The sequence below is a fragment of the Croceicoccus gelatinilyticus genome (genome assembly GCF_018398395.1).
Classification (GTDB): domain Bacteria; phylum Pseudomonadota; class Alphaproteobacteria; order Sphingomonadales; family Sphingomonadaceae; genus Croceicoccus; species Croceicoccus gelatinilyticus.
Genome location: NZ_JAHCBF010000003.1, coordinates 238,211 through 263,284, shown reverse-complemented (window position 1 = coordinate 263,284; position 25,074 = coordinate 238,211). Strand labels below are relative to the sequence as shown.

31 protein-coding genes are annotated in these 25,074 nt (G+C 63.6%); 20 read left to right on the top strand and 11 right to left on the bottom strand.

Annotated elements, in window-relative coordinates; all coding sequences use genetic code 11:
* Positions 1 to 44: 44 nt before the first annotated feature.
* The 6 genes from KIH45_RS08690 (at position 45) to KIH45_RS08665 (ending at position 4,631) form a co-directional block, all read left to right on the top strand.
* Complete coding sequence (locus tag KIH45_RS08690; protein ID WP_213175609.1) at positions 45 to 1,592, top strand: M23 family metallopeptidase; 1,548 nt, start codon at positions 45 to 47, stop codon at positions 1,590 to 1,592.
* A 51-nt stretch (positions 1,593 to 1,643) separates the two neighbouring features.
* Positions 1,644 to 2,636: a porphobilinogen synthase gene (gene hemB, locus KIH45_RS08685; protein ID WP_213175608.1), complete on the top strand. Its 993-nt coding sequence runs from the start codon at positions 1,644 to 1,646 to the stop codon at positions 2,634 to 2,636.
* Entirely contained in the window at positions 2,629 to 3,183 is a 555-nt protein-coding gene (locus tag KIH45_RS08680) for a GNAT family N-acetyltransferase (protein WP_213175607.1), read from the top strand. The genes hemB and KIH45_RS08680 overlap by 8 nt, the downstream gene beginning before the upstream one ends.
* Complete coding sequence (locus KIH45_RS08675; RefSeq protein ID WP_213175606.1) at positions 3,183 to 3,719, top strand: GNAT family N-acetyltransferase; 537 nt, start codon at positions 3,183 to 3,185, stop codon at positions 3,717 to 3,719. The genes KIH45_RS08680 and KIH45_RS08675 overlap by 1 nt, the downstream gene beginning before the upstream one ends.
* Positions 3,720 to 3,792: 73 nt before the next feature.
* A complete protein-coding gene (locus KIH45_RS08670) occupies positions 3,793 to 4,350 on the top strand; it encodes a gamma carbonic anhydrase family protein (RefSeq protein WP_213175605.1) in 558 nt (185 codons plus the stop codon).
* A gap of 2 nt (positions 4,351 to 4,352) precedes the next feature.
* Positions 4,353 to 4,631 carry a DUF167 domain-containing protein gene (locus tag KIH45_RS08665; RefSeq protein ID WP_213175604.1) on the top strand — a complete coding sequence of 93 codons (279 nt, stop codon included), beginning with the start codon at positions 4,353 to 4,355 and terminating at the stop codon, positions 4,629 to 4,631.
* 4 nt (positions 4,632 to 4,635) lie between these two features.
* On the opposite strand, the gene KIH45_RS08660 is transcribed toward KIH45_RS08665, so the two are convergent.
* Positions 4,636 to 5,031 carry a group II truncated hemoglobin gene (locus tag KIH45_RS08660; RefSeq protein WP_213175603.1) on the bottom strand — a complete coding sequence of 132 codons (396 nt, stop codon included), beginning with the start codon at positions 5,029 to 5,031 and terminating at the stop codon, positions 4,636 to 4,638.
* Positions 5,032 to 5,198: 167 nt separating this feature from the next.
* Here KIH45_RS08660 and wecB point away from each other — a divergent pair, with 167 nt between their 5' ends.
* Complete coding sequence (gene wecB / locus KIH45_RS08655) at positions 5,199 to 6,293, top strand: non-hydrolyzing UDP-N-acetylglucosamine 2-epimerase (RefSeq protein WP_213175602.1); 1,095 nt, start codon at positions 5,199 to 5,201, stop codon at positions 6,291 to 6,293.
* On the opposite strand, the gene KIH45_RS08650 is transcribed toward wecB, so the two are convergent.
* The gene (locus KIH45_RS08650; protein ID WP_213175601.1) at positions 6,290 to 7,903 is read right to left on the bottom strand and encodes a cisplatin damage response ATP-dependent DNA ligase; all 1,614 of its coding nucleotides are present in this window, start codon (positions 7,901 to 7,903) and stop codon (positions 6,290 to 6,292) included. The two genes, wecB and KIH45_RS08650, sit on opposite strands and share 4 nt — an antisense overlap.
* Positions 7,903 to 8,919, bottom strand: a complete 1,017-nt coding sequence (locus tag KIH45_RS08645; RefSeq protein ID WP_213175600.1) for a ligase-associated DNA damage response exonuclease — start codon at positions 8,917 to 8,919, stop codon at positions 7,903 to 7,905. The genes KIH45_RS08650 and KIH45_RS08645 overlap by 1 nt, the downstream gene beginning before the upstream one ends.
* Before the next feature lie 77 nt (positions 8,920 to 8,996).
* On the opposite strand from KIH45_RS08645, the gene dnaQ reads away from it, so the two are divergent.
* The 6 genes from dnaQ (at position 8,997) to KIH45_RS08615 (ending at position 12,811) form a co-directional block, all read left to right on the top strand.
* Positions 8,997 to 9,710 carry a DNA polymerase III subunit epsilon gene (gene dnaQ, locus KIH45_RS08640; RefSeq protein ID WP_337925444.1) on the top strand — a complete coding sequence of 238 codons (714 nt, stop codon included), beginning with the start codon at positions 8,997 to 8,999 and terminating at the stop codon, positions 9,708 to 9,710.
* 67 nt (positions 9,711 to 9,777) lie between these two features.
* Positions 9,778 to 10,356 carry a ribosome hibernation-promoting factor, HPF/YfiA family gene (gene hpf / locus KIH45_RS08635; protein WP_213175598.1) on the top strand — a complete coding sequence of 193 codons (579 nt, stop codon included), beginning with the start codon at positions 9,778 to 9,780 and terminating at the stop codon, positions 10,354 to 10,356.
* A gap of 213 nt (positions 10,357 to 10,569) precedes the next feature.
* Positions 10,570 to 11,031: a PTS sugar transporter subunit IIA gene (locus tag KIH45_RS08630; RefSeq protein WP_213175597.1), complete on the top strand. Its 462-nt coding sequence runs from the start codon at positions 10,570 to 10,572 to the stop codon at positions 11,029 to 11,031.
* Between the two features lie 41 nt (positions 11,032 to 11,072).
* Positions 11,073 to 11,558 (top strand): PaaI family thioesterase, encoded by a 486-nt coding sequence (locus KIH45_RS08625; RefSeq protein WP_213175596.1) that lies wholly within the window; start codon positions 11,073 to 11,075, stop codon positions 11,556 to 11,558.
* A 9-nt stretch (positions 11,559 to 11,567) separates the two neighbouring features.
* The gene (locus KIH45_RS08620; RefSeq protein WP_213175595.1) at positions 11,568 to 11,900 is read left to right on the top strand and encodes a DUF1491 family protein; all 333 of its coding nucleotides are present in this window, start codon (positions 11,568 to 11,570) and stop codon (positions 11,898 to 11,900) included.
* A gap of 224 nt (positions 11,901 to 12,124) precedes the next feature.
* Positions 12,125 to 12,811: a cell wall hydrolase gene (locus KIH45_RS08615; protein ID WP_213175594.1), complete on the top strand. Its 687-nt coding sequence runs from the start codon at positions 12,125 to 12,127 to the stop codon at positions 12,809 to 12,811.
* Positions 12,812 to 12,926: 115 nt separating this feature from the next.
* Here KIH45_RS08615 and xth read toward each other — a convergent pair whose 3' ends face one another.
* From xth to KIH45_RS08600, 3 genes are read right to left on the bottom strand one after another with little or no spacing between them, the layout of a single operon-like run.
* Complete coding sequence (gene xth / locus KIH45_RS08610) at positions 12,927 to 13,703, bottom strand: exodeoxyribonuclease III (protein ID WP_213175593.1); 777 nt, start codon at positions 13,701 to 13,703, stop codon at positions 12,927 to 12,929.
* Between the two features lie 23 nt (positions 13,704 to 13,726).
* Entirely contained in the window at positions 13,727 to 14,056 is a 330-nt protein-coding gene (gene erpA, locus KIH45_RS08605; protein ID WP_213175592.1) for an iron-sulfur cluster insertion protein ErpA, read from the bottom strand.
* Between the two features lie 55 nt (positions 14,057 to 14,111).
* Positions 14,112 to 14,543, bottom strand: coding sequence for a CBS domain-containing protein (locus tag KIH45_RS08600; RefSeq protein WP_213175591.1), 432 nt, complete (start codon positions 14,541 to 14,543; stop codon positions 14,112 to 14,114).
* A gap of 114 nt (positions 14,544 to 14,657) precedes the next feature.
* Here KIH45_RS08600 and KIH45_RS08595 point away from each other — a divergent pair, with 114 nt between their 5' ends.
* Positions 14,658 to 14,969 carry a hypothetical protein gene (locus tag KIH45_RS08595; protein WP_213175590.1) on the top strand — a complete coding sequence of 104 codons (312 nt, stop codon included), beginning with the start codon at positions 14,658 to 14,660 and terminating at the stop codon, positions 14,967 to 14,969.
* Here KIH45_RS08595 and KIH45_RS08590 read toward each other — a convergent pair.
* The 4 genes from KIH45_RS08590 to KIH45_RS08575 form a co-directional block, all read right to left on the bottom strand.
* Positions 14,966 to 15,304: a (2Fe-2S) ferredoxin domain-containing protein gene (locus KIH45_RS08590; protein WP_213175741.1), complete on the bottom strand. Its 339-nt coding sequence runs from the start codon at positions 15,302 to 15,304 to the stop codon at positions 14,966 to 14,968. The genes KIH45_RS08595 and KIH45_RS08590 overlap by 4 nt on opposite strands.
* A 61-nt stretch (positions 15,305 to 15,365) precedes the next feature.
* Entirely contained in the window at positions 15,366 to 16,118 is a 753-nt protein-coding gene (locus tag KIH45_RS08585) for a DUF2497 domain-containing protein (protein WP_337925433.1), read from the bottom strand.
* 39 nt (positions 16,119 to 16,157) lie between these two features.
* On the bottom strand, positions 16,158 to 17,597 hold the full coding sequence (locus tag KIH45_RS08580; RefSeq protein WP_213175589.1) for a TolC family outer membrane protein: 1,440 nt from the start codon (positions 17,595 to 17,597) through the stop codon (positions 16,158 to 16,160).
* Positions 17,597 to 18,259: a protein-L-isoaspartate O-methyltransferase family protein gene (locus KIH45_RS08575; protein ID WP_225899774.1), complete on the bottom strand. Its 663-nt coding sequence runs from the start codon at positions 18,257 to 18,259 to the stop codon at positions 17,597 to 17,599. The genes KIH45_RS08580 and KIH45_RS08575 overlap by 1 nt, the downstream gene beginning before the upstream one ends.
* 273 nt (positions 18,260 to 18,532) lie before the next feature.
* Here KIH45_RS08575 and KIH45_RS08570 point away from each other — a divergent pair, with 273 nt between their 5' ends.
* The 3 genes from KIH45_RS08570 (at position 18,533) to KIH45_RS08560 (ending at position 22,277) form a co-directional block, all read left to right on the top strand.
* Complete coding sequence (locus KIH45_RS08570) at positions 18,533 to 20,059, top strand: fumarate hydratase (RefSeq protein ID WP_213175588.1); 1,527 nt, start codon at positions 18,533 to 18,535, stop codon at positions 20,057 to 20,059.
* 113 nt (positions 20,060 to 20,172) lie between these two features.
* Positions 20,173 to 21,474 (top strand): sensor histidine kinase, encoded by a 1,302-nt coding sequence (locus KIH45_RS08565; RefSeq protein WP_337925432.1) that lies wholly within the window; start codon positions 20,173 to 20,175, stop codon positions 21,472 to 21,474.
* A 5-nt stretch (positions 21,475 to 21,479) separates the two neighbouring features.
* Positions 21,480 to 22,277 (top strand): LytR/AlgR family response regulator transcription factor, encoded by a 798-nt coding sequence (locus KIH45_RS08560; protein ID WP_213175587.1) that lies wholly within the window; start codon positions 21,480 to 21,482, stop codon positions 22,275 to 22,277.
* 163 nt (positions 22,278 to 22,440) lie between these two features.
* Here the strand turns inward: KIH45_RS08560 and KIH45_RS08555 are convergent, their stop codons facing one another.
* Positions 22,441 to 22,743 (bottom strand): UrcA family protein, encoded by a 303-nt coding sequence (locus tag KIH45_RS08555; protein WP_213175586.1) that lies wholly within the window; start codon positions 22,741 to 22,743, stop codon positions 22,441 to 22,443.
* A gap of 254 nt (positions 22,744 to 22,997) precedes the next feature.
* Between KIH45_RS08555 and KIH45_RS08550 the strand changes: the two genes are divergently transcribed.
* Genes KIH45_RS08550 through KIH45_RS08540 form a run of 3 tightly spaced genes read left to right on the top strand, consistent with a single transcriptional unit; the run spans position 22,998 to position 25,001 of the window.
* Positions 22,998 to 23,261, top strand: a complete 264-nt coding sequence (locus tag KIH45_RS08550) for a hypothetical protein (RefSeq protein ID WP_225899773.1) — start codon at positions 22,998 to 23,000, stop codon at positions 23,259 to 23,261.
* A 38-nt stretch (positions 23,262 to 23,299) separates the two neighbouring features.
* Positions 23,300 to 24,151, top strand: a complete 852-nt coding sequence (locus tag KIH45_RS08545) for a diacylglycerol/lipid kinase family protein (protein WP_213175585.1) — start codon at positions 23,300 to 23,302, stop codon at positions 24,149 to 24,151.
* A complete protein-coding gene (locus tag KIH45_RS08540) occupies positions 24,141 to 25,001 on the top strand; it encodes a metallophosphoesterase family protein (protein ID WP_213175584.1) in 861 nt (286 codons plus the stop codon). Before KIH45_RS08545 ends, KIH45_RS08540 begins: the two co-directional genes overlap by 11 nt.
* The last annotated feature ends 73 nt before the right edge of the window (positions 25,002 to 25,074 follow it).

The window sequence follows — 25,074 nt, the reverse complement described above, 5'->3', positions numbered from 1 at the left end:
GCGCGCGGGGGGGTGGATCGCCTCAGCGCCAGGAATACGGACCCATGACGAGGAGGTGCGCGGTGCAGGCACCGCATATCGGCAAGCCGGACGACGGAAAGACGGAAGAGGTCGAAAAACGCGACCTCGGCACCGTGCTGCGCCAGTTCGGCCTGAAGGACGGGGCGGAGGAGCCCTGGGTTTCCGACCTTGGTTCCGGCATCGGTTCGCCGCGCTGGTATCGCAGCCTTGCCTTCATGCTGGTCCTCATCGCGCTGGCGCTAGCGCTTTGGCCTGATTTCAACGCCGTCCAGGCTGCGCCCGACGTCGACCTGACCGAGGAAGAACGCGACGAATACCGTAGCCAGATGATCACCCCGCTCGCGCTGGGCGCGGACACGGGCCGCCGCATGGGGCCGTCGCGCCTTGTCGTGCCGTTGGCCAGTGCGCCGGAACGCCCGGTCGTCGAACTGACAGCGACATTCGGGGCTGACGATTCCCTTGCCGCCATGCTGCGCCGTGCGGGCGTTGGCGCAGGCGATGCCTCGCGGGCCGAGGAACTGATTTCGGGCGCGTTTCCGGTTGAGGACATAGAAAGCGGCACCGGTTTCCAGATGACGCTTGGCCGCCGCACTTCGCCCAGTGAGCCGCGCCCTCTCGAAAACCTGACGTTCCGCGCACGGTTCGACCTGCAGCTGACGGTAGGCCGCGAAGGCGGGCCCCTCGCGCTCGAAAAGCGGGTTATCCGCGTCGACGACACGCCGCTGCGCATTACCGGCAAGGTGGGTTCGGGCCTCTATCGTTCGGCCCGTGCCGCAGGCGCTCCTGCCCGCGCGGTGCAGCAGTACCTGAAGGCTCTGGACGAGGCGATCGACCTTGATCGCGAAGTCGGGGCCGACGACGATTTCGACATCATCATCGCCTACAAGCGTGCCGAGACCGGCGAGGTCGAAGTGGGCGACGTCCAGTTCGCGGGGCTTTCGCGCCGCGGCACGGCCAAGGCGCAAATGCTGCGCTGGGGCAAGGACGGCAAGTTCTATGACGCGAACGGGCAAGGCGAGCTGCGCACCGGTCTCGTTTCACCTACCAACGGTGCGATTACGTCGCGCTATGGCATGCGCCGTCACCCGATTCTGCGCTACAAGCGGATGCACAAGGGCGTCGACTTCCGCGCTCGCACCGGACAGCCGATCTACGCGGTGACCGACGGCACTGTCGCGTTTGCAGGTCGCAACGGCGGCTATGGCAATTTCATCAAGCTCAGCCACGGCAGCGGATTGCAGTCGGGTTATGCCCACATGTCACGCTTTGCCGTGTCGCGCGGGCAAAGGGTCAAGCGCGGACAGGTCATCGGTTACGCAGGCTCGACCGGCCTTTCAACGGGTCCGCACCTTCATTACGAGCTGTACCGCAACGGCAAGAACATCGACCCGCTGTCGGTCCAGTTCGTCGTCCGCGCCCAGCTTTCGAGCAGCGAGTTGCAGGAATTCCGCGCCCACCTTCGCGAGTTGAAGACGGTTAAGCCGGGCGCCGCCCTTGAAGCGCTTGCTCCGCAGAACGAGCAACCGGAAGAGCCCGTGCGCGAGATCGACCGCCTTTCCAACGCGGCCTGACGCGACAAGCCACTTGCGCTGGATAGGGGCGAAGGGGCAGGAGACTGCGCCATGAGCACCTATCCCAACCTTCGCATGCGCCGCACTCGCTCCACCGCGTGGAGCCGCGCCATGCTGCGCGAGACCGTCCTCACTCCGGCAGACCTGATCTGGCCTCTTTTCGTTACCGAAGGCAGCAGCGTGGAAGAGCCTGTCGGCTCGCTTCCCGGCGTTTCGCGCTGGTCGGTCGACGGTATCGCGGCGCGGGCGAAGGAAGCGGTTTCGCTGGGCATCCCATGCGTCGCGCTGTTCCCCAATACGCCCGCCGAGCTTCGCAACGACACGGGGACTGAAGCGCACAATCCGCAGAACCTGATGTGCCGCGCGATTTCGGCGATAAAGGACGCGGTCGGCGACGATCTCGGCGTGCTGACCGACGTCGCGCTCGATCCTTACACCAGCCACGGGCAGGACGGTCTGCTCGACGATAACGGCTATGTTGCGAACGATGCGACGGTCGATGCGCTTGTCGGGCAGGCGCTTGTGCAGGCTGCGGCAGGCGCGGACATCGTTGCCCCGTCGGATATGATGGACGGACGCATCGGCGTGATCCGCGATGCGCTGGAGGATCAGGGCCATCACAACGTCCAGATCATGGCCTATGCCGCCAAGTATGCGAGCGCGTTCTACGGCCCGTTCCGCGATGCCGTGGGATCGAGCGGGCTGCTGAAAGGCGACAAGAAGACCTACCAGATGGACCCCGCCAATGGGCGCGAGGCGCTGCGCGAGGTAGAGCTGGATATCGAGGAAGGTGCGGACAGCGTCATGGTGAAGCCGGGCCTGCCCTATCTCGACATCGTGCGCCGCGTGCACGAGACTTTCGAAGTGCCGGTCTATGCCTACCAGGTCAGCGGCGAATACGCGATGATCGAGGCCGCGGTCGCCGCCGGAGCGGGCGAGCGCGAAGCACTGGTTCTTGAAACGCTGATGTCGTTCAAGCGTGCGGGCGCGAGCGGGGTTCTGACCTATCACGCGCCGCTCGCCGCCCGGCTGCTCAATGGCTGACACGATCTGCCGGACCGAAAGGCTCGTCCTGCGCAAGTGGCGGGAGGACGACCTTGCGGACTGGCAGGCGCATCTCAACACAGAGGAAGTGCGCAAGCATCTCGGCGGCAAGCTGCCGCCCGAGCGTGAGCGCGAGACCTTTGCCCGCCTCTTGGAAACATGGGACCACGAGGGTCATGGGTTTCTCGCCATCGAGCGGGTGTCGGACGGGGCCTTGGTCGGGTCTTGCGGTACCGGCCCTGTCATGGCCGAGACCGCGCCCGACGAACTACGCGGTTCGTTCGAAGTCGGCTACCAGCTTCGCAGCGATGCGCGCGGGCAGGGCTACGCGACCGAAGCGGCGGCAGCGGTCGTCGCGATGATCTTCGACCGGTTCGATCAGGAGGTGGCCTACGCGCAGACGTCGCAGGCCAATTGCGGGTCGTGGCGGGTGATGCAGCGGCTGGGCATGGCGCGGCGCAAGGACCTCGACTACGACGATCCCGACTATCCGCCACAGGAAAACCCGACAATGGTGTGGTCGATGCAAAGGCCGGAGAGAGGGTGATGGAAATCGAAACCGAACGCTTGCGACTGCGCGACTGGAAAGTCGGCGACGACGGCGACATCGACGCGATGCACGTGCTCGGCACTGACCCCAAGGTCATGGCGACTCTTGGCACATTGATGACTCGCGAGCAGACGGCAGGACTGATCGAGCGGCTGGACAAAGTCGCGCAGGAACAGGGCCACACCTTCTGGGCCTGCGAGCGCAAGAGCGATGCGCGTGTCATCGGCTTTGTCGGTATGTACCGCACCTCTGTCGGCCCTATCGCGGGTGAGGTCGAAATCGGCTGGCGGCTGGCCTGGGACACCTGGGGCAAGGGCTATGCGACCGAAGCTGCACGCGCGACGATCGACCACGCTGCGAAGACCTATCCCGGCAAGCCGATCTACGCGATCACTTCTGTGCTCAACCATCGTAGTCAGGCCGTGATGCGGCGGTTGGGCATGGAACGGGTGGAGAGCATGGACTTCGACCATCCGCATGTCCCGGCAGGTTCGCCGCTGGAGGCGCACGTCACTTTCCGGCTTACGCTCTGAATCTTGCGGGCGTGGACGTGGGCGCATCTGTCTCATAGACCTTCACCAAACACGAAAGCGCAAGGAACCCATCATGACCGCACCCGACGGCGTCTCGATCATTCCGTTCGGCGGCAAGACCCCGAAAATCCACGACAGCGCCTTCATCGCGCCCGGATGCCGGATCATCGGCGATGTCGAGATCGGCCCCGACGTCAGCGTCTGGTACAACTGCGTGATCCGCGCCGACGTGAACCGCATCCGGATCGGCGCGCGCACCAACATCCAGGACGGCTCGGTCGTCCATTGCGACAGCCCTGACGAGGCGAACCCCGCTGGCTGGCCGACGATCATCGGCGAGGATGTCCTGATCGGTCACATGGCGATGGTCCACGGCTGCGACCTGAAGGACCGCGCTTTCGTCGGACTTGGCGCCATCGTCATGAGCGGGGCGGTAATCGAAAGCGACGGGATGCTGGCGGCTGGTGCCATGCTGACCGGCGGCAAGACCATCGGTGCGCGTCAGCTTTGGGCAGGGCGTCCGGCGAAGTTCATGCGCGATCTCGGCGATGCGCAGATTGCCGACATGCAGGAAGGCGTCGCGCACTACGTGAAGAACGGAAAGGCGCACACGGCGGCGATCGCGGGCTGATCTTGGCTCGACCGAAACCGTCGCTGCCGCCGGCCGAGGCGATCCGCACGCTTGTCGATGCGGACGGCCTCCTGCCCGTCCGCGTCACGCCCAATGCCAGCCACGAAGCGCTTATGGTAGAGGATGGTCAGCTGCGCGCCCGCGTGACTGTCGTTCCCGAAGACGGGAAGGCCAACAAGGCCGTCATCAAGCTGGTCGCCAAGGCGATGGGTATTGCGCCCGGCACCGTCGAACTGGTGCGCGGCGCGACTTCGCGGGACAAAGTGCTGAAGGTCGGCTGACCTGTCAGGCGGGGACTTTGGCCATGCCCCGCGCCATCGTGGTCAGCCGCTCCGACAATTGCGCTGCAAGGTCGGCGTTCTCGATCTCGGCCTCGGCAATCGCGCGTTCCATCGCGTCAGCCCACTGCCCTGCGGTATCCGCCGAAATCGGGAAGTCGCCGTGGACCGAGAACATGCATCGGCCCGGATTGGCGTCGAACCATTCGCGCGGGCCGCCGGCCCATCCGCCCAGAAAGCTTGCCAGCGCGCCGCGCATCGGGGCTAGATCAGGCGCGTGCATGGCGCGAAGCTCTGCAAATTCCGCTTCGCTTTCCATCAGGTCATAGAACCTGTCGGTGATACGGCGGAAGGTCTCTGCCCCGCCAAGCGCTTCATAAGGGGTGCGCGGTGTATTGGTCATTCGTGGGTCCTTACGGATCGAACTGCTGCGAGCCTCGTAATCCAGCATGCAGAGCCAAGCGTCTTTGATACCTGTCAAAAAATGTAAGTGAGCGCTTGAAATCAAACGATTTCAGAGGGTAACGCTTCACCGGGTCGTAGAAAAAGGGTCGTAATTCCTTGTCAGTCATGACGATTGCCGGCACGCGTCCGGAAATCATCAAGCTTGTGCCCGTGATGCGGGCGCTGGAGGACGAACCTGTCCTGCGGCCAAGCTTCTGCCATTCGGGTCAGCACGCCGATCTGGGCCGAGACTTGCTCACCATCGCGGGGATCACTCCCGACGAATTGCTGGAAAGGCCGCACGGCCCCGGTGTCGACCGGCTTTTGGCTGGCATGATCGAGACGATCGGTGCCGCGCTTGATCGCCAGTGCCCGAAGGCCGTGATCGTGCAGGGCGATACCGCAACGACGCTGGCCGGGGCGATGGCGGCTTTCCACCGGCGCATTCCGGTCGCCCATGTCGAGGCGGGACTGCGCTCTGCCGACATCACGCAGCCTTTTCCCGAAGAGGCATACCGGCGGCTGGTCACGCCGCTGGCCCGCTGGCACTTTGCGCCGACCAAGGCGGCGCGCAACGCATTGCTCAGCGAAAATATCGCGCAGGATAGTATCGAGGTCGTCGGCAACACCGTCGTCGACGCGCTGCACTGGGCCTGCGCACGGCTCGATGCCGATCCCTCGTTAGGGGCGGAGGCGCATCGGTATATTGCGGCGGCGGATAACCACGCCCTCGTCCTCGCGACCGTGCACCGGCGCGAGCATGATACATCGGCCCTGAAGGCCATTGCTTATGGCCTGCTGTCACTGGCCGAGCGGCGCGATGTGCGGATCGTTTTGCCGCTTCATCCCCGTGCCGAAAGCGCGATTTTGCGGGAACTTCTGGCGGATATGCCGCGGATCGAGCTGATTCCCGCAGTCGGCTATTTCACCTTCCTGCGCCTGATGCGCGCATCGCGGCTGGTCGTCTCTGATAGTGGCGGCGTTCAAGAAGAAGCCACCGCACTGGGCCTCCCGCTGCTCGTGTTGCGCAAGGTGACGGAGCGGATGGAGGCCATCGGAGCAGGCGTGGCGCGGCTGGTGGGGCATGACCGCGATCTGATCGCCACGGCTGCGAACGAGGTGCTGTCGCTGCCCATGCCAGAGCCGAGCGATGTCTTCGGCGATGGCCGTGCCTCTGAACGCATCGTCCGTACGCTGCGCGGCGATCTCTACCCGCGCTAGTCACGCACGAGCGCTTTCAGCGACTCGATCCGGTCCGCCTCGTGTGCGGGCTTGTCCTGCCGGATGCGGTTGATGCGGGGAAAGCGCATGGCAAGGCCGGACTTGTGGCGTTTGCTTTCGTGTACGGAATCGAACGCCACTTCGAGGACGAGCGACTTGTCGGTCTCCCGCACCGGGCCGAAACGGTTGATGGTGTTCTGGCGGACATGGCGGTCGAGCCATTTCAGCTCGTCATCGGTGAAGCCGAAGTAAGCCTTTCCGACGGGAAGCAGCTCCGCCCCTTTGTCGGGGTCTCCGTCCCAGCAGCCGAAGGTGAAGTCGGAATAGAAGCTCGACCGCTTGCCCGACCCGCGCTGGGCATACATCAGCACGCAGTCGATCAGCAGCGGATCGCGCTTCCACTTGTACCACAGGCCGACCTTGCGTCCGGCGATGTAGGGGGAATCGCGGCGCTTCAGCATGACGCCCTCGATCGCATCGTCGCGCGCGCCTTCGCGGATCGCGGCGAGGTCCTCGAAACTCCCGGCCTCGATCAGGCGGGACAGGTCGAAGCGCTCGGGGTCGAGCCGGTCCATCAGCAGTTCGAGATGCTCACGCCGCTGCGCCCAGCCCAGTTCACGCAAGTCCTCGCCATCACGGAGCAGCACGTCGTAGAGCCGGATAAAAGCCGGTGCCTCCTTCAGCATCTTTTTCGACACGGTCTTGCGGCCAAGGCGCTGTTGCAGCGCATTGAAACTCGCCGCCCCGCCTTGCGTCTTTTCATTTTTTGGGCCGCCCTGATGCGCCCCGCGCACGAGCAGTTCGCCGTCGAGCACGGCGGGAAAGTCCAGCGCCTCGGCCATCTCGGGGAATGTTGCCGAAATATCGTCGCCGCTGCGGGAATAGACGCGGGTCTCGCCGTTCACGTGGACAAGCTGTACGCGGATGCCGTCCCATTTCCATTCCGCCGCGTAGTCGTCCATCGTCACGACAGTCTCGTCGAGCGGGTGGGCGAGCATGAAAGGGCGGAACAGCGGGACGAGGTCGGTGCGCGGCGGCTCTGCACCGTCCGCCGCCCATGCGAACAACGTGGGGTAGGGCGGTTCGACCCCGTGCCAGTATTCCTCGACCTCATCGACCGGCACATCGAACGACTGCGCAAAGGCGACACGGGCAAGGCGGGCGGAAACGCCGATCCGCATTGCGCCGGTCGCGAATTTCAGCAGGGCATAGCGCCCGTCGGCGTCGAGCCGGTCGAGCAGCTTCGGCAATTCGGTCATCACCGAACCGCGCGTCATGGCACGCAGCAGGTCGACGACTTCAGACAGGCTGGGCTCGTCCGTCGGCGCTTCACCTTCAGGGGCGGGCCACAGCAGGCTGGCGGTTTCCGCCGTGTCGCCGACGTAATCGCGCGAGAGGGTATAGAGCACCGGATCGACCCGCTCGGTCAGGAGATTGCGGATCGTGCTCGACTTCACCGCCGGGAAATCGAGCGCGCCGGTCAGCGCCGCCAGCGCCCAGCCACGGTCGGGGTCGGGCGTGGTGCGCAAGTAGTCGGCGATGAGGTCCAGCTTGGCATTGCGGCTGCGCGTATAGGTCAGCCGGTCTACGAGGGTGGCGAAGGCGCGCATCAGTCGTCCTCATCCTCGTATCCGACCATCGCCAGCGCGCGGGCTCGGCGCTGGTTCAGCTGGCACCAGCGCAGCAATGCTTCCTCGCGCCCGTGCGTCACCCATGTTTCCGCCGGATCGACCTCGCGGATCGTCTGGGTCAGTTCGTCCCAGTCGCAATGATCGGAAATGACGAGCGGCAGTTCGACATTGCGCTGCCGCGCCCGCTGACGAACGCGCATCCAGCCCGACGCCATCGCGGTCACCGGATCGGGCAGCCGTCTGCTCCACCTGTCGTTGAGGGCAGAGGGCGGGCAGAGCACGATCTCGCCCTTCAATTCGTCTTTCCTGATGCCGGTCGCGCTGCGCAATTCGCCAAGCGGAACGCCCAGTTCCTCATAGAGCCCGCACATCTTCTCCAGCGCGCCGTGGAGGTAGATGGGGTCGTGATAACCCGCGCGGCGCAGTTCGCAGATCACCCGCTGCGCCTTGCCGAGCGCATATGCTCCCACTGCGACGCAGCCTTCGGGCCGCTGTTCGCGTGCATCAAGCAACTTGCGCATCTCGCCCGCGATCGGGGGGTGCTTGAAGACCGGCAGCCCGAACGTCGCCTCGGTGATGAAGATGTCGCAGGGCACGACCTCGAACGGCTCGCAAGTCGGATCGGGGCGGCGCTTGTAGTCGCCGGTGACGACGACCCGCTCGCCAGCGTGCTCGAGCAGGATCTGCGCACTGCCAAGAACGTGGCCCGCCGGGAAATAGGTCGCGGTAACGCCGCAGCCCAGCTCCACAGGCTCGCGCATCGGCACCGTCACCTCGCGCCCCGCACCGCCATAGCGCAAGTTCATGATCGCCAGTGTTTCCCGAGTCGCGAAGACCGCTCCGTGCCCGCCGCGCGCGTGATCGGCGTGCCCGTGGGTGACGAGCGCGGTCTCAACCGGCTTCGACGGGTCGATCCAGGCATTGCACGGCTCCACGAAAATCCCGTGGGGATCGGGCTTTAGCCATGAAAAGTCGGGGGCAGGCTTGATAGGCATCTGCCTGTCAGAACCAGCGGTGGGCAAGGTTCGTTCCGCACGCCGATCTCCCCTTGCCACCGGGGCGGGTGAAGCGCATAGTTTTTCAAATGCGCGAAATCGTGTTCGATACCGAAACCACTGGCCTTGATCCCCGCACCGGGGACCGTCTCGTCGAAATCGGCTGCATCGAAATGGTCAACCGGGTCGCCACCGGCCGGGTCTACCACCAATATTTCAATCCAGACCGCGACATGCCGGCAGAGGCAGAGGCCGTGCACGGACTTTCCGCCGCCTTCCTGTCTGACAAGCCGCGCTTTGCCGAAAAAGTGGCGGAGTTCCTCGAATTCATCGGCGATTCGCCGCTGGTCGCGCACAATGCGGGTTTCGATTTCGGCTTCATCAATGCCGAACTCGGCATGTGCGGGCACGATATCGTGTGCACCTCGCGCATGGTCGACACCGTGCAGATCGCGAAGAAGAAGCACCCCGGCGCAAAGCTTTCGCTCGACGCGCTGTGTACCCGTTACGGCATCGATCGCAGTCACCGTACCAAGCACGGCGCACTGCTCGACGCCGACCTGCTCGCCCAGCTTTACGTCGAACTGACCGGCGGACGGCAGATCGGGCTCGAGCTGGCGGTCGAGGCTGCGGCACAAGAAGTTTCAATCGAAGTCGAGACGGTCGTCGTCCGGCGCGAATTGAGACCGGCTCGTCCCCATGCGGCGAGCGCGGACGAAATCGCGCGGCACCAGGCCTTTATCGCGACGTTGAAAGACCCCATCTGGAATGAAGGAGCGGTCGCGGGCTGAACCACAATCGGCGCCACGCTCCTTCCCCGACGGGGATGAAAAAGAAGACTAAGAATAGGAGTTGTCGATGGATATTCGCGTTTCCGGTCACCAGGTCGAGACGGGTGCAGCGCTTCAGGAACACGCCTCCGACAGACTCAACGGAATCGTAGAAAAGTACTTCAACCGGGCGATCTCGTCCCAAGTCACGCTGGGCAAGGGCCCGCATAACAGCTTTACCGTCGATATCGTCACGCACGTGATGCAGGGCCTGATCCTCAAGGGCCACGCCGAGGCGCAGGACGCGCACCAGGCCGTCGACAAGGCCGCCGAGAAGATCGACAAGCAGCTGCGCCGCTACAAGCGCCGCCTGAAAGATCGCCATGAGCAGGCAGAACACGCGCTCAAGGAAGAAGATGCGGCCTACACCGTGTTTGGTGCTGCGCCCGATTTCGAAGATGATGGCGAAGAACTCATCGAAACTGATGCCCCGCCGATCATTGCCGAGACTCGCACCGACATTCCCGAGACTTCGGTTTCGGACGCGGTGATGATGCTTGATTTGCGCGATACTCCGGCGCTGTTTTTCAAAAATGCTGGCACCGGACGGCATAATATGGTTTACCGCCGCTCCGACGGCACGATCGGCTGGGTCGAACCGTCATAATTCTGTCCGCTGGTGCCGTTTAGGCGCGAGGGGCCTTCCACCCGATGGAAGGAGCGGACGTAGATCGGTTTGCGAATCAGGGAGAAGAGTTCGCAAGGGCCGGACAGGCGCGGGGTGTGCCCTCGCGCCTAGCCGCGCTTTGCCGATGCCCGGCTGCACCTGCTCGAAAACAAGTGGGGCGGCCATAGTAAGGCTGGAAGAACTGAAAACATTATGAGTGCGCTGTATCTGCTCGATCCCGCTGCTGTCGGGACGTCGAATGCCATGTCGAAAGGTGAAGTGCTCCAGGCGCTCGCCGATCGCTTTGCCGCCGTCTACGATCTCGACGCCGTTTCCGTGATGGAAGCGCTGGAAGAACGCGAACGCCTTGGAAGCACGGGCTTCGGTCGCGGCGTCGCGATCCCGCACGCCCGAATCCCTGGCCTGCGCCGTCCGGTCTGCGCCGTGCTGCGCCTTTCGACCGCTGTCACGTTCGATTCTGCCGATGGCCTGCCGGTCGAAGTGGCCTTCGGCCTGCTTTCGCCGGACAATTCGGGGGCGACGCATCTTCACGCGCTGGCCGCGATTTCGCGCATAATGCGCGACGACCGCTTGCGCGACCGCCTTGCCGAAGCGCAGAACGACGAGGCAGTCTACGCCCTGCTGACGAACGAATCGACGCGCGACGCGGCCTGATCGTTCCTGTTGGCAGGTACGATCAGGATATAAGGCGAGCGATGGGCGACAGTGCAAATAGGGATGGGGCGGCAAGCGGTGCGCAAATGCACTGGCGCGCGCTGGAATCGCTTTATGCATCCGCGCCGGTCAACGCGCTCTTCAAATCGAAGCTGGAAATCGTGGGCGAAGGGCTCTCGCGCATCACATTTGATGTCGATGAAAGCGTTTTCCATGCCGCTGGGGCTGCGCATGGCACGATCTACTTCAAGATGCTGGACGATGCGTCGTTTTATGCGGCGAACACGATGGTGTCCGACCGCTTCCTTCTCACCACCTCGTTCAACCTGCACTTCGCGCGGCCCATCAAGGGCGGGCGCGTCATCGCGGAAGGTAAGTGGATCTCGGGCCGCCGCCGCGTATTGATCGGTGAAGCGCGCCTGGTCGATGAAGAAGGCGAGGAAGTGGGCCGCGGCACCGGCACCTTCATGCGATCGCAGATCAAGCTTTCGGGTCTTGCGGGATATCGCGTGCCCGAAGGCAAATAAGGCACCGCGATGGACGCGCGTTTGCCGACTCGGCTTGAAGTGACGGCCATGATTCGCGCGGTAGAGGTTGCAGGAGGCTTTGCGACAGTACTCAAAAAGGGTGAATCGGATTCTGGTTCCCTTCTTGTCGTTATTTGCGAAAGAGGCGGGGATTCAATACTTTACGAGCGTATGCCAGACCTGTCGGGTGGCCGAAAATGGGCCGAAAGCAGGCGCTCTGACCCCGAAAAACCATTTGATTTCAATGACTACGTCGACAGGCGCGGCGCGCAGGATCCCGATTGCTGGGTCGTGGAACTGGATGTCGCAAATGCGCAACAGTTCATCCCGGGAATGGATTAACGTCTTGGTTACCGGTGTTGACACTTTTCCGCCACAATCGCACATGGCGCGCGATTGACGGGCGTAGGCAGATCGCGCGTGCATTAAGGCACGCCTGATCAAGCGCGCAGACGGGGAACGGCCGGCAGCGCCGTTTCAAGGAACACACAAAAGGTTGTCGGGATCGACCGCCGTTCCTTCGAAAGCGCTGCGACAGGACGTTAACCGCACTCGATAGAACATCGATGAGCCGCAAGGTTAAGGGCGCCAGCGTTCTTTCGCTGGTCGCGACCCTCGGGGTCATACTGCTGGGAACGGACGGGTCCAGCGCATTTGCAGACAGCGACGTGGCAGGGCCCGTCGAAGTCTCCGTCCAAGAAGATGCACAGGCGGAATCCGCCGTTGATACGCAGGTCGAAGACGCTGCCGTATCCGGGGAAGCCGCGCCTGCTTTCATTTCGCAGCCTGTCGTGCAGCCGCTTCCCGAAAAGCCGGAAGTCGCGCCGCAGACTGCATCGTCGCTTCGTGAACTGGTCGCCGCCTCGCCGGTTCCCGACACTCTCGACGAACAGATGCGCTGCCTCGCCGGGGCGATCTATTTCGAATCGAAGGGCGAACCGCTGGCAGGGCAACTGGCCGTTGGCCGCGTGATCATCGCCCGCGCCGAATCCAGCCGCTTCCCGTCGAGCTATTGCGGCGTTGTCTATCAGCGTTCGCAGTTCTCGTTCGTGCGCGGTGGCCGTATGCCCGCGATCAACACCGGCAGCCGCGCTTGGCAGCGTGCCAAGAAGCTGGCCGTGATCGCTCGCGATAATGCATGGGAAAGCCAGGCCGAGGGCGCCCTGTTCTTCCACGCGAACTATGTGTCGCCCCGCTGGAAGAACAAGCTGACCCGGTTGGCCCAGATCGATAACCACATCTTCTACCGCTAAGCCGGTAGTATCAGATCGCTGAAGCGCGTCCCCCCCAAACGCGCGCGGAAGCGGAAAGGCCGCCGGATCCCCCCATCCGGCGGCCTTTCGTTATTTCAGAACCCTGGAAAACCGATCAGTCGGTGACTTCGACCCAGACGGGAACGTGGTCGCTGGCCTTTTCCCGGCCGCGATATTCGCGGTCGATGCCTGTTGCGACCAGCCTGTCGGCCAGCTTCGGCGACAGCAGCGCATGGTCGATGCGGAAGCCATGATCGCGCTGCCACGCACCGGCCTGATAGTCCCAGAAGGTCCACATGCCGCCGCGCGGGTGATGCAGGTCGATCGCGTCTGTCCACCCGTCATTGATCAAACGGAAATAGGCATCGCGCGATTCCGGCTGCATCAGGGCATCGGATGCCATAGCCTTGGGCGACCAGACGTCCTTGTCTTCGGGGATCACGTTATAGTCGCCGATGACGACTGCAGGAATCTCTTCCGCCAGAAGCTGCGACATGCGCGTGCGCAGACGCTTCATCCAGTTCAATTTGTAGTCGAACTTGGGCCCCGGCACCGGATTGCCGTTGGGCAGGTAGATGCACACCACGCGCACGCCGTTCACGTCCGCCTCGATATAGCGGGAGTGCGTGTCCTCATCGTCACCGGGAAGGCCGCGCAGAACTTCGTGCGCAGGCTCTTCCCCACGGCGCAGGATGGCTACACCGTTGAAGCCCTTCTGTCCGTGCCAGATCGCGCGATAGCCGACTTCGTGGAAGGCATCGCCCGGGAAAGTCTCGTCGCTCGACTTGATTTCCTGCAGGCAGGCGACGTCGGGCTTCGTTTCATTCAGCCATTCAAGCAGGCGCGGCAGGCGTGCCTTCACGCCGTTGATGTTGAAGCTCGCGATGCGCATTGCCGTCCCCCTCGAACCGAAAATCAGATCGAGAAGCTGGAACCGCAGCCGCAGCCCGCGGCCGCGTTGGGGTTCGACACCTGGAACGAGGCACCGCCCAGCGATTCCACGAAATCCACGATGCTGCCGCGCACCAGATCGAGACTGACCGAATCGACGACGAGCTTCACCCCGTCGCGTTCGACGACGATGTCATCGCCCTCGATCTCACCGGCAAGGTCGAAACGGTACTGGAACCCGGAACAGCCACCACCTTCGACGGCCAGACGCAGCGCGGCGTCACGTCCTTGCTTGGCGGCAATCGTCGCCACGCGCTTGGCGGCGGACGGGCTCAGGTCGATGGGCTGTTCCATGCCTGTCGAGATAGGATGTGCCGCGCCTTGGGGCAAGGCGGCGCAGGCATGGCCGTCAGACGCTGTGGATGTATTCCCGCATCGCCTGCGCTTCGGATTCGATGGAATCGATGCGCGATTTGACGAGGTCGCCGATGGAGACGAAATCGACCATCTTGCCGTCTTCGACGACCGGCAAGTGGCGAATACGGCGGCGGGTCATGAGCGCCAGGGCCTGGTTTTCCGAAGTGTCCGGGCTGACCGTCACGGCAGGCGAGGTCATCACCTTTTCCATGTCGAGGTTCAGCGCCTCTCCGCCATGCGCTTTCAGGCAGCGGATCACATCGCGTTCGGAAAAGACGCCGATCACGCGGCCTTCGTCGTCGGTCACGGGCATGGCGCCGATCCGGCGTTCGGTGAGCAGTTCGACCGCCTCGCTGACTTTGGTCGCGGCCTTGCAGGTGACAATCTCGAAGTCTCGTCCGGCGATGATCCTCGCAATGCTCATGGTGCGTCTCTCCTGCGCTGGCCACCGCCCGTCGCAGCGGCACTGCGCCACGCATGGTGCCACAAGAGTCGCCGACTTGCCAGCGGGCCGCATCAGGTCCATGTGAGGCCCGTCATGGCCCCCAGATCACCCCTCGACGACCCGGAAAACGCTGCCTACGCATGGGCGCGCTATCGCTGGCTGATGAAGCTGATGTTCGGCATTACCAGCGTTGCCGTCGTGCTGTCGCTGGGCTTTCTCTATTGGCGCAACGGGATGGTCTCGATCCACCTCTATATCGCGACCGCGCTTGGCGTGACGGCGGCGATGATGCTGATGGCGGCACTCATGGGACTTGTCTTCCTGTCGAGCGGGACCGGCCACGACGAAGCGATCGATGACAGGCTGGGCGATCAGGCCAAAGACGCCTGGGACGAGATCGACTAGGTCTGGTCTGCCTCTTCCGGCACGGTCAGCCGGTATTCTTCCACCGGCTCTCCCCCGACGAGGTGCTTCTGGATAATCTCTTCCAGCACGTCGGGGCTGCACGAGTGGTACCAGACGCCTTCGGGATAAACGACCGCCAGCGGCCCCGCGACACATAGGCGCAGGCAGTTGGCCTTGGTGCGCATGACCCCGCCCGCACGGTCGAGGCCGAGTTCGGCGAGGCGGGTTTTCAGGTAGTCCCACGATTCCAGCCCTGCCTTCTTCGGGCAGCACTTGGGCTTCGTCTGATCGGCGCAGAGGAAGATGTGGCGGGAAAAAGCCTCTCCGCCGCCCATGACGCCCAGTTCGGCGCGCGCGCGTGCGAGGAGGTCAGGACCGGCGATTCTGGCCATGGGATCAGCGGCGTCCGGTGATGCGGGCGATCTCGTCCTGAACCATGCGTTCGATGATGCCCTGCAGGTTGGCGTCGAGCCAGTCCTTCAGCATCGGGCGAAGCATTTCGCGGACCATGTCCTCAAGCGGGTTGGCAGCAGGCGCAGCTTTCGGCGCCGAGGCCGAGAGATTGTCGAGCGCGGAAAGCTGGGCGCGGACTGCTGCTGCGGCGGCTCCTGCAAGGAGGCCCTCGTTGCCGCTGGGTTGCGGTTCGGGTGTCGGTTCCGGATCTACAACATGCTCAGGCTCTGCAGCGACGGCTGTTTCCTCTTCCTCGAACTCCGCTTCGAATTCGATTTCGACTTCAGGCTCATCTTCTTCCTCGTCCGACACGAACGGGGAGGACAGCGTCAGCGGCTCTTCCTCATCCTCTTCGCTGGCGGAAGGGGCAGGCGTCTCATAACGATGGACCTGAAAGCCGGCGGGAAGGGCGACGGTTTCCTCGGGCGCCACGGCCTCCGGTTCCGAGGGTGCTTCGCCGTCGGGCAGTGCACCGAGATCGTAGACGTCCTCGGCATCTGCCTCCTCGGACGCATTGGCCGGAGTGGGCATGGATGTCGGGCGGGTAAAGCTGTCGCGGCGGGCGAACGGGCCGTTACCGAAACTGGGCGCAGCTACGGGCTCACCGCCCTGCTGCGCGCCTTCATCCTCGCGGGAAATTACCTGCTTGATCGACCGAAGGATATCTTCGACCGACGGTTCCCCATCCTTGTTCACACGTCGCTCCTGTCCAAGAGCCAAACTACGACCCGACCCTTACAGGTTCGGAATGTCTGCGTCTTGCGCCGGTGTGTCAACGGTGCGGGTAGAGACCGGTTCGGGGTCCGGCTCAAAGCGCCAGTCGAAGATCGCGCCCTTTACGCTGTCATAGTTGACGAGCGGATCGTAGAGCGGGCCAACGTCGAGATTGAGGTCCTCCGCCTCTGCCATGCCCATCGCGGCCAGAAGGCTGAACCCGGCGACATAGGCATTACGCTGCGCAGTCACGAGCTGGACCTGCGCCGACAGCAATTCGCGTTCGGCATCGAGGATGTCGAGAATCGTGCGATTGCCGACCGTGTTTTCCGCCCGCACGCCTTCGAGGCTGAGCGAAGCGGCGGAAACGGCGGTCGTCGTCGCCTCGATCACTTCGTTCGCGGCCAGCCACGCCGTGTAGGAGGCGCGGGTCTGTGCGATCACGTCGCGTTCGATCGCGATCTCGGTTTCCATGGTCGACTGGGCGCGGGCCTGGGCTTGCCGTTCGAGCGCGGCGGGGAAGCCACCCTGGAAGATCGGAACGGTAAGGCGGGCCCCTGCCTGCGCCGTCGTTTCGGTCTGTTCTACGTCGCGCGCATTGCCGCCAAGCGTGCCGAAATAGTCGGTATATCCGCCGCTGGTGAAAAGCTCGACCCGCGGCAGGCGCGTGGAACCGGCGACTTCGATGTCATAGCGCGCCGCTTCGCTGCGTTCGCGTGCTGCAATGAGGTCGGGATTGTTGGCCAGCGCCACCGCCACGGCCTCTTCCGGGCTGGACGGAAGACCCGGCAGGGGCGGCGGTGCTTGCAGATTTACCGGCGCCTTGCCGACAAGCTGGATATAGCGTTCGCGGCTGCCGATGAGGTTCGACTGCGCGGTCAGGTAATCGCTTTGCGCCAAGGCAAGGCGCGAATCGGACTGGGCAACGTCGGTACGGGTGAGGTCGCCGATCTCGAACCTGTCGCGCGTCGCCTGCAGGTTCACGTCCAGCGTATCGACGTTCTGCTTGTTGAGCTGCACCACTGCGGAATCGCGGATAACGTCCATGTAGGCGGCCACGACCTGGCTGAAGACGCCGGATTCGGTTGCCTTCAGGTCGGCACGCCCTGCCTGAACACGCTGTTTCGCCGCGCGGATCGAATTCTTGACGCCGCCGCCCGAATAGACCGGGACCGATAGCTCTACCCCGGCATTGAGATAGCGGCTGGGTGAATTGAAGCTGTTGTCGCTCTGCTTCAGGACTTCGGTGTACTGCGCATTGCCGCCGATGCTGGGAAGGCCGTCGGACTTTTCGATCGGTACGTTTTCGTCCGTCGCGCGCAAGTCGGCGCGGGCGGCCTGAATCGTCGGATTGGTCTGATAGGCAAGCGCGAGCGCTTCTTCGAGCGTATCGGCCCACGCCGATGCGGGAGCAAGAAGGGCGGCGCCGGCAAGAAGCGCGGCGCCAGTGCGAGCCTTCATCAGAAGCTCCAGCCCTTCGGTGCGGCGAAGTCGGCAAGAACGGGCATCGAGATATCGGCAACGTCGTCCAGCACGACCGACTTGTCGACGCGGCGGCCCACGGCAATGCGAGTCACGCCGCGCGTGACGGTGCCGGTGACCATGCGGCCGTCTTCGGCCATCTGCTTGGCGATAGCGGCGGGAATCTGTTCTGCGGCGCCATCAATGATGATCAGGTCGAAAGGCGCGCCTTTCTTCCAGCCAGCGGCAAGATCGCCGCTATGCCAGTCACCGGCCTTCACCGATGCCATCGCGGCAAGCGCATCGTCGCTTTCCACCACGTCGAGCGATGCGACGAGCGGGGCAAGAATGGCAGCGAGATAGCCCGAGCCGCCGCCGATCAGCAGGACCTTGTCGGTTTGCGCAGGCTTTGCTTCGAGCAGGAGGCGTGCCTGGCTGAGCGGTGCCGTCATCACGCGGCCCCCACCAAGCGGGATCTGGCGATCGTTGTAGGCAACGGCGCGAGCCGATGCGGGCACAAAATCTTCGCGCGGCACGCGGGCAATGGCATCGAGCAGGTAAGGCTCGTTGATGCCGCTGGTCCGCAGCTGGCTGTCGATCATCGCGCGGCGGGCGCGGGCAAAATCACCGGTCTGGGCGGTCGGAGCGGCAGCACTGGCCATCGCGTCATGCACTCTCTTGTTGCAGCAGCCCGAAGCGGACTGTCCTAGTCAGGTAACACACTTGCCCCCAAACGATAGCTTTCGTCAAGGTGCGAGTCCGCTTGGCGCCCTACGCCATCGAAGGCCCGCCGCCAAGAGGCAGGACCTTCGCCCCTGCGAAGCTATGCGCCTGTACCCCTCCTTTTGTCGGGGTCGAACGGCATTGCCACTGAGCAGCATCGCTCCTAAGTCGCCTCTCGTAACGACAGGCTCGAGCGAAAAGGTGGGTTTTACATGTCCGACATGGTGGTGATCGAGGAACAGGACCTCATCGACAGCGTCGCTGACGCCTTGCAGTACATCAGCTTCTATCACCCGATGGATTACATCCAGGCGCTGGGCGAGGCTTACGAGGCGGAACAGAACCCCGCCGCCAAGGATGCCATTGCGCAGATCCTGACCAACAGCCGCATGTGCGCCGAAGGCCACCGCCCGATCTGTCAGGACACCGGCATCGTCAATGTCTTCGTGAAGTGGGGTCAGAACTGCCGCCTCGGTTCCAAGCTGTCGCTGCAGGAAGTCGTCGATGAAGGCGTGCGCAAGGGCTACAACAATCCCGACAATAAGCTGCGCGCGTCTGTGCTAGCCGATCCGGCTTTTACCCGCCGCAACACCCGCGACAACACGCCTTGTGTACTCAACGTCGAGATGGTCCCCGGCGACACGGTGACGATCGACGTAGCGGCCAAGGGCGGCGGCAGCGAGGCAAAGTCCAAGTTCAAGATGATGAACCCGTCGGACAATATCGTCGACTGGGTTCTGGAAATGATTCCGCAGATGGGCGCCGGCTGGTGCCCGCCGGGGATGCTGGGCATCGGCATCGGCGGCACGGCGGAAGAGTGCGTGAAGCTTGCCAAGAAGAGCCTGATGGACCCGATCGACATGGGCCAGCTGAAAGAGCGTGGGCCCCAGAACGATCTGGAGAAGCTGCGCATCGAGATCTTCGACAAGGTCAACGCGATGGGTGTGGGCGCGCAGGGCCTTGGCGGTCTTGCCACCGTGCTCGACGTCAAGATCTACGACTGGCCTTGCCACGCGGCGAACAAGCCGGTCGCGATGATCCCGAACTGCGCCGCCACGCGCCATGCGCACTTTACGCTGGACGGCAGCGGCCCGACTTTCCTGCCGCTCCCCGATCTGGATGCATGGCCCAAGGTTCACTGGGAGCCGGACGCCTCGGCCAAGAAGGTCGATCTCGACAACCTGACGCCCGAGGAAGTGCAGAGCTGGAAGCACGGCGACCGCCTGCTGCTTTCGGGCCACATGCTCACGGGCCGCGACGCTGCGCACAAGCGTATCGCCGACATGCTGGAAAAGGGCGAGGAGCTGCCCGTCGAGTTCAAGGGCCGCGCGATCTATTACGTCGGCCCGGTCGATCCGGTCGTCGGCGAAGTTGTCGGCCCGGCTGGCCCGACCACCGCGACGCGCATGGACAAGTTCACCGACCAGATGCTCGAGCTTGGCCTCCTTGCCATGATCGGCAAGGCCGAACGCGGGCAGGGCGCGACCGAGGTCATCGCAAAGCACAAAGTCGCTTACCTCATGGCGGTCGGCGGCGCGGCCTATCTCGTCGCCCGCGCGATTAAGGAAGCCAAGGTCGTCGCCTTCGAGGACCTGGGCATGGAAGCGATCTACGAATTCAAGGTCGAGGACATGCCCGTCACCGTCGCGGTCGATAGCGAGGGCAAGAACGTCCACACGCTGGCCCCTGCGGTCTGGCGTGAAAAGATCGCCAAGGAACACCTGCTCCCCTCGACCTGAGGGGATAGATTCGCGACTACAGTTGTGAACGTTCGACAAACGGCCGACTCGCCTCGACGGGGGCGAGTCGGGCCTACTGGCGCGCACGGCTTGCGCCGCGTATCACGGTCGATGTGAAACCTTACGAAGACAATGGGCCCGACCCGCACCCCCATGCGGCTGTCGGGCTGCCGACCGTTCTGATCTCGATGGTCATCCTGTGGACCGTCTACTTCGCGCTGGCGACGGCGCGCGGTGTCGTCCTTGGCTTTGACATGCAGATGGAAATGCTGTCGAGCCGCGTGATCGTCAGCATCGCGGGCATCGCCGTGACCGTCCTGCTCTGGCTGTTGCTGCGCGGGTTTGACCGGCGCAGCCTTGGCCTGCGTATCGTGGTGGCCATCGTCGCAGCGGCACCGGCATCACTGTTGCTGGCATTCATCAACCAGCAGGCCTTTGCCGACATCGAAGAACGCAACGTAAAGCGGATCGGGGACGAGCAGGGCATTTCGATCCGCCGTGATGAGGCAGGCAACCTGCTGGTCGACGTACCGGATATACCGGCACCGCCCGAAGCTCCGCCTCCGCCGATGCCTGGCGACGAGGACGTGCCGCCCCCTGCGCCCCCCGCGCCCGACGTTCCGGCAGAGCATGCTGCGGCGCAGACCGTCATTGCATCGCCGGGGCCGGAAAAGCTCTTGTGGCAGCAACTGACCGACATTGCGCTGGGCCGCTATTACCTGCTGCTGTCGTGGTGCGCGATCTACATCGCGCTGGGACAGGCGGTACAGGCCCGCATGGCCGAACGGCGCGCGGGCGAACATCGCCGCGCGGCCAAGGCGGCGGAGCTGAAATCCCTGCGCTATCAGGTCAATCCGCACTTCCTGTTCAACACGCTGAACTCGCTTTCCGCGCTGGTCATGACCAACCGGAACGAACAGGCCGAAACCATGATCCAGATGATCAGCCGGTTCTATCGCCGGTCACTGTCCGGCGATCCGACGCATGACGTTCCGTTGGAAGAAGAGATCGAGCTGCAGCGCATCTACCTGCAGATCGAGGCCGTACGCTTCCCCGATCGGCTGGTTGTCGACATCGACGTGCCGCCCGAACTTGCCAAGGCGCGGATTCCCGGCATGATCCTGCAGCCGTTGATCGAGAATTCGGTCCGTTATGCCGTCGCGCTGGTTAATCGTCCCGTCACGATCCGGCTGGCAGCTTCGGAAGAGTACGAGCGGCTGGTTGTCACGGTGACCGACGACGGCCCCGGCGCTTCGAGCGACGAACACGGCGGCTTCGGTATCGGTCTCGCCAATGTGCGGGACAGGCTGAAGGCGCGGTTCGGCAAAGAGGCGAGCGTGGCCAGCGGCCCCGGGGAAGAGGGGTGGCGAACCGTGATCAGGATGCCGCTGAAGTTCAGTGGGGAGGAGGACTGAACGACATGTCCGGGGGGACACATGGCCAGAATTCTGTCGAACAACAGGAAAACCGCACGCTCTCGACGCTGATCGTCGATGACGAGCCTTTGGCGGTGGAGCGTATGCAGGTCATCTGCTCGCGCATCCCGGCCTTGCGCATTGTCGGCACGGCCGGTGACGGCGCGGCGGCACTGCGCATGATCGAGGCGCTGACGCCCGATCTCGTCCTGCTCGACATGACGATGCCGCAAGTCGACGGGTTATCGGTCGCACGCCGGATTGCCGAGACCGTGCCCGACATGGCGCAGCGCCCTGCAGTCGTCTTCGTCACCGCGCATGACAGTTTCGCGGTCGAGGCTTTCGATCTCGATGCCGTGGACTATGTTCTCAAACCCGTCGCGACCGACCGGCTCGAACGCGCCATCGACCGCGCCTTCAACCGCCGTGCTGGCGGGACTGCTGCGGCCTCGTCCGAAACCGCGCCCAGCCCGTGGATCGAGGAATTCTGGGTTCCGCACCGCTCCGAACTGCTGCGCATCGCCGTGGACGACGTTTGCCGCATCGATGCCGAACGGGATTACGTTCGCCTGCACGTCGGAGAGACGAGCCACCTGCTCTTGGAGACAATCGGATCGCTGGAAGAGAGGCTGGACCCCGAACGCTTCATCCGCGTCCACCGTTCGACCATCCTGGCGCGTGAGTTCATCACGGGCCTTCGCCACGAAGGTCTGGGCGTCTGGTCCGCCGAAATCGCGCGGGGCGAGCCGGTACGTATCGGGCGTACACACTTGAAGTCGGTAAAGGCGATGGCCGGGCGCTAAGCGCGTCCTGCTCCTTCCATTTCAGACACAAAAAATGCCGCAGGAAGGGGGACTGGTTCCTTCCTGCGGCAGGTTGACCTCCAAGGGACTGCATTTCCTTGTGAGGGTAAATTGTCCCCGGACCGGGGGACTGGGACCGGTCCGGGGTGGGACGGCTGCGGGATCAGCCGCCGTAACGTACGTCCTCCGTCCGCTTGGCCATTTCGATGCGGCCCTTCTTCATGGCGACTTCGAAACAGTCGCTCGACGAACGGTGATGGAAAAAGCTCTTCGGCGTGTCGGCCTTGCAGACCTTGCGAGCGGCCTGAACGATCCGGCGCTCCATCTCTTCCTGACCTTCGGCAGTGGTCAGATCGACGTCCTCAAACGAAACTTCACGGCTTGCGGTTTCGACGTCCTTTGCAGAAGCCGCGCCCGAAGCGGCAAACATGGCGAGGGCGGCGGTGGCGGTCAGAATGGTCTTCATCTCTCATCTCCTCTAGTGTTGCGGCTTCGGCTCTTTGCCGCGTCGTCATTCTGTCTACGCAAGGGTGGGACGTCAGGCATTCGCCCCTCTGCAAGGGCGGCTCGCGGGTCGATAAGCGCCGTTTTTGACGGACGAACGACATATTCCGGCAGGACGAACGACTTCGTTACAATCGCAAGACTCGTGCGCCGGACCGGAGCCGCACGTAAAAAAGTGCCGACGAATCGCGCTTTCATGCCTAGAATGTTCGCCTGATGCTATTGCTTGCCTTCATCCTCGGCGTCGGAAACTTCGCGATGCACAAGGCCGTGCTGGAAAGCGGGCATCCGCTGCTGGGCCAGATGCCGTGGTTCGTGCACATGCTGTCGGGGCGATTTTCGATCGCGATCGAATTCGTGATGCTGCTGGCGGCCATGCTGCTGGGCGTGAACGGATACCCGCAGGCGATCTGGGCCTACTTTGCCTATACCCTGGCAAACGGCGTTGCGGCCTGGCTGATCATCTCGCGCAAGGTCTGAAACGGGAACCGCGTGCCGCTTCGCGCTTTTTGTGGGACATGGCCCACGCGCGCAAGACATGGCTGGTCATCAATCCCGATAGCGGAAGCTATGACGACAAGGCGTTCAACGCGCTGCAAGACTGCTGCGGCCAGAACGGCATCGATGTCGAACGGGTGATCCGCTTTCCCAAGGACGACCTGCCCAAGCCGGACGAACTGGACGCGGCGGGCATCGAATTCGTCACGATCTACACCGGCGATGGCACGATCAATGCGCTTGTCACTGGCCTTTACGGCTGGGGCGGGGCGGTCCTGGTGTTGCCGGGCGGGACGATGAACCTGCTTTCGATCCGCCTCCATGGCGATGTCGAGCCGGATGTGATCGTCTCGCGCTTCTGTTCGGGCAAGGCCGAGCGGGAGCGTCCCCATGTCATCCGCTGCGATGCGGGCGATGCGCTGGCCGGCATGATGGCCGGGCCTGCCTGCGCATGGAGCGAAGTTCGCGAGGCGATGCGCCATTTCGATGTGGTCGCCATGGCGGGAAGTACGGCCGAAGCCCTGAAGGAATCGACCGACGGGCCAATGGTCCGCGTCGTAAGCCCGCCGCTGGGCAAGCCGGACGGATATCCCCTCGTCCTGATGTCCCCCGAAGACGGCAAGATGTCGGTCGACGGTTATCATGCTGAAACGCTAGGAGAGTACGCGCAGCAGAGCCTGGCACTGCTGAAGCGCGATTTTCGCGAAGGTCCGCATGACAAACTGGGAAGACTTGAAGAAATGACCATCACGGCCTGCGAAGGCGAAAGGCTCGACATTCTTGTCGACGGCGAACCGCGCGTGTCCGATTGCGAAGCCACGTTCCGCGTCGTCCCCTGCGAAGTCGACCTAGTGGTGTCGCGTGGCCGATAACGAACGCCTGCTCTTTCACCTCAGCGATATTCACTTCGGGCTTGAGGACCAGCGCGCGCTGGACTGGGTCGTGGCCGAGATTGAGCGCCTGCGCCCCGATGCCGTGGCGATCACCGGCGATCTCACCATGCGGGCGCGCCACCACGAATTTAAGGCTGCGTGTGAGTGGATTACCGCGTTCGACGTGCCGGTGACGGTCGAGATCGGCAATCACGACTTGCCCTATTTCAATCCGATAGAGCGGTTCTTCGATCCCTATCGCCGGTTCCGGTCGATCGAGGACGTGGTGGAAAAGGAAATCGACCTGCCCGGTGCGGCGATCGTTCCTTTGAAGACGGCTGCGCGGGCCCAATGGCGGCTGAACTGGTCGAAGGGCTGGATCACAGGCGCCGCGCTTCAGGAATGTCTCGACATGATTGATGCGCTACCCGTTGGCACGCGGCCGATCGTTGCCTGCCACCACCCGCTGGTCGAAGTGGGCACGCACGGAACCGCGCTGACCCGGGGTGGCAACAATGCGCTGGCCGAACTGGCGAAACGCAACGTGCTGGCCGTGCTGTCGGGCCATGTCCACGATGCTTTCGATCTTATGCAGGACACGCCCAATGGCCAGATCCGCATGATAGGCGCAGGCACGTTGTCTCAGCGGCTGCGCTCCTCCCCGCCCAGTTTCAACGAGCTGCACTTGTCGGATCAAGGCATCAAGGTCGTCGTTCGGAACCTTGAGCACGTGCCGAGCGAGGACATGATGATCCCCGAAGTACCCGAAGACGCACTGCCCCCGCGCAAGCCCGGCGAACCGGTCGCGCCGGTCGGCCGTATTCCGGCAGAGGATCCGCCGGTCTACTGATCCGCCACGCGGGCCAGGCAAAGAAAAAGGCCCGCCGGACGATCCCGGCGGGCCTTTTCGTGTTCGCTTGCCA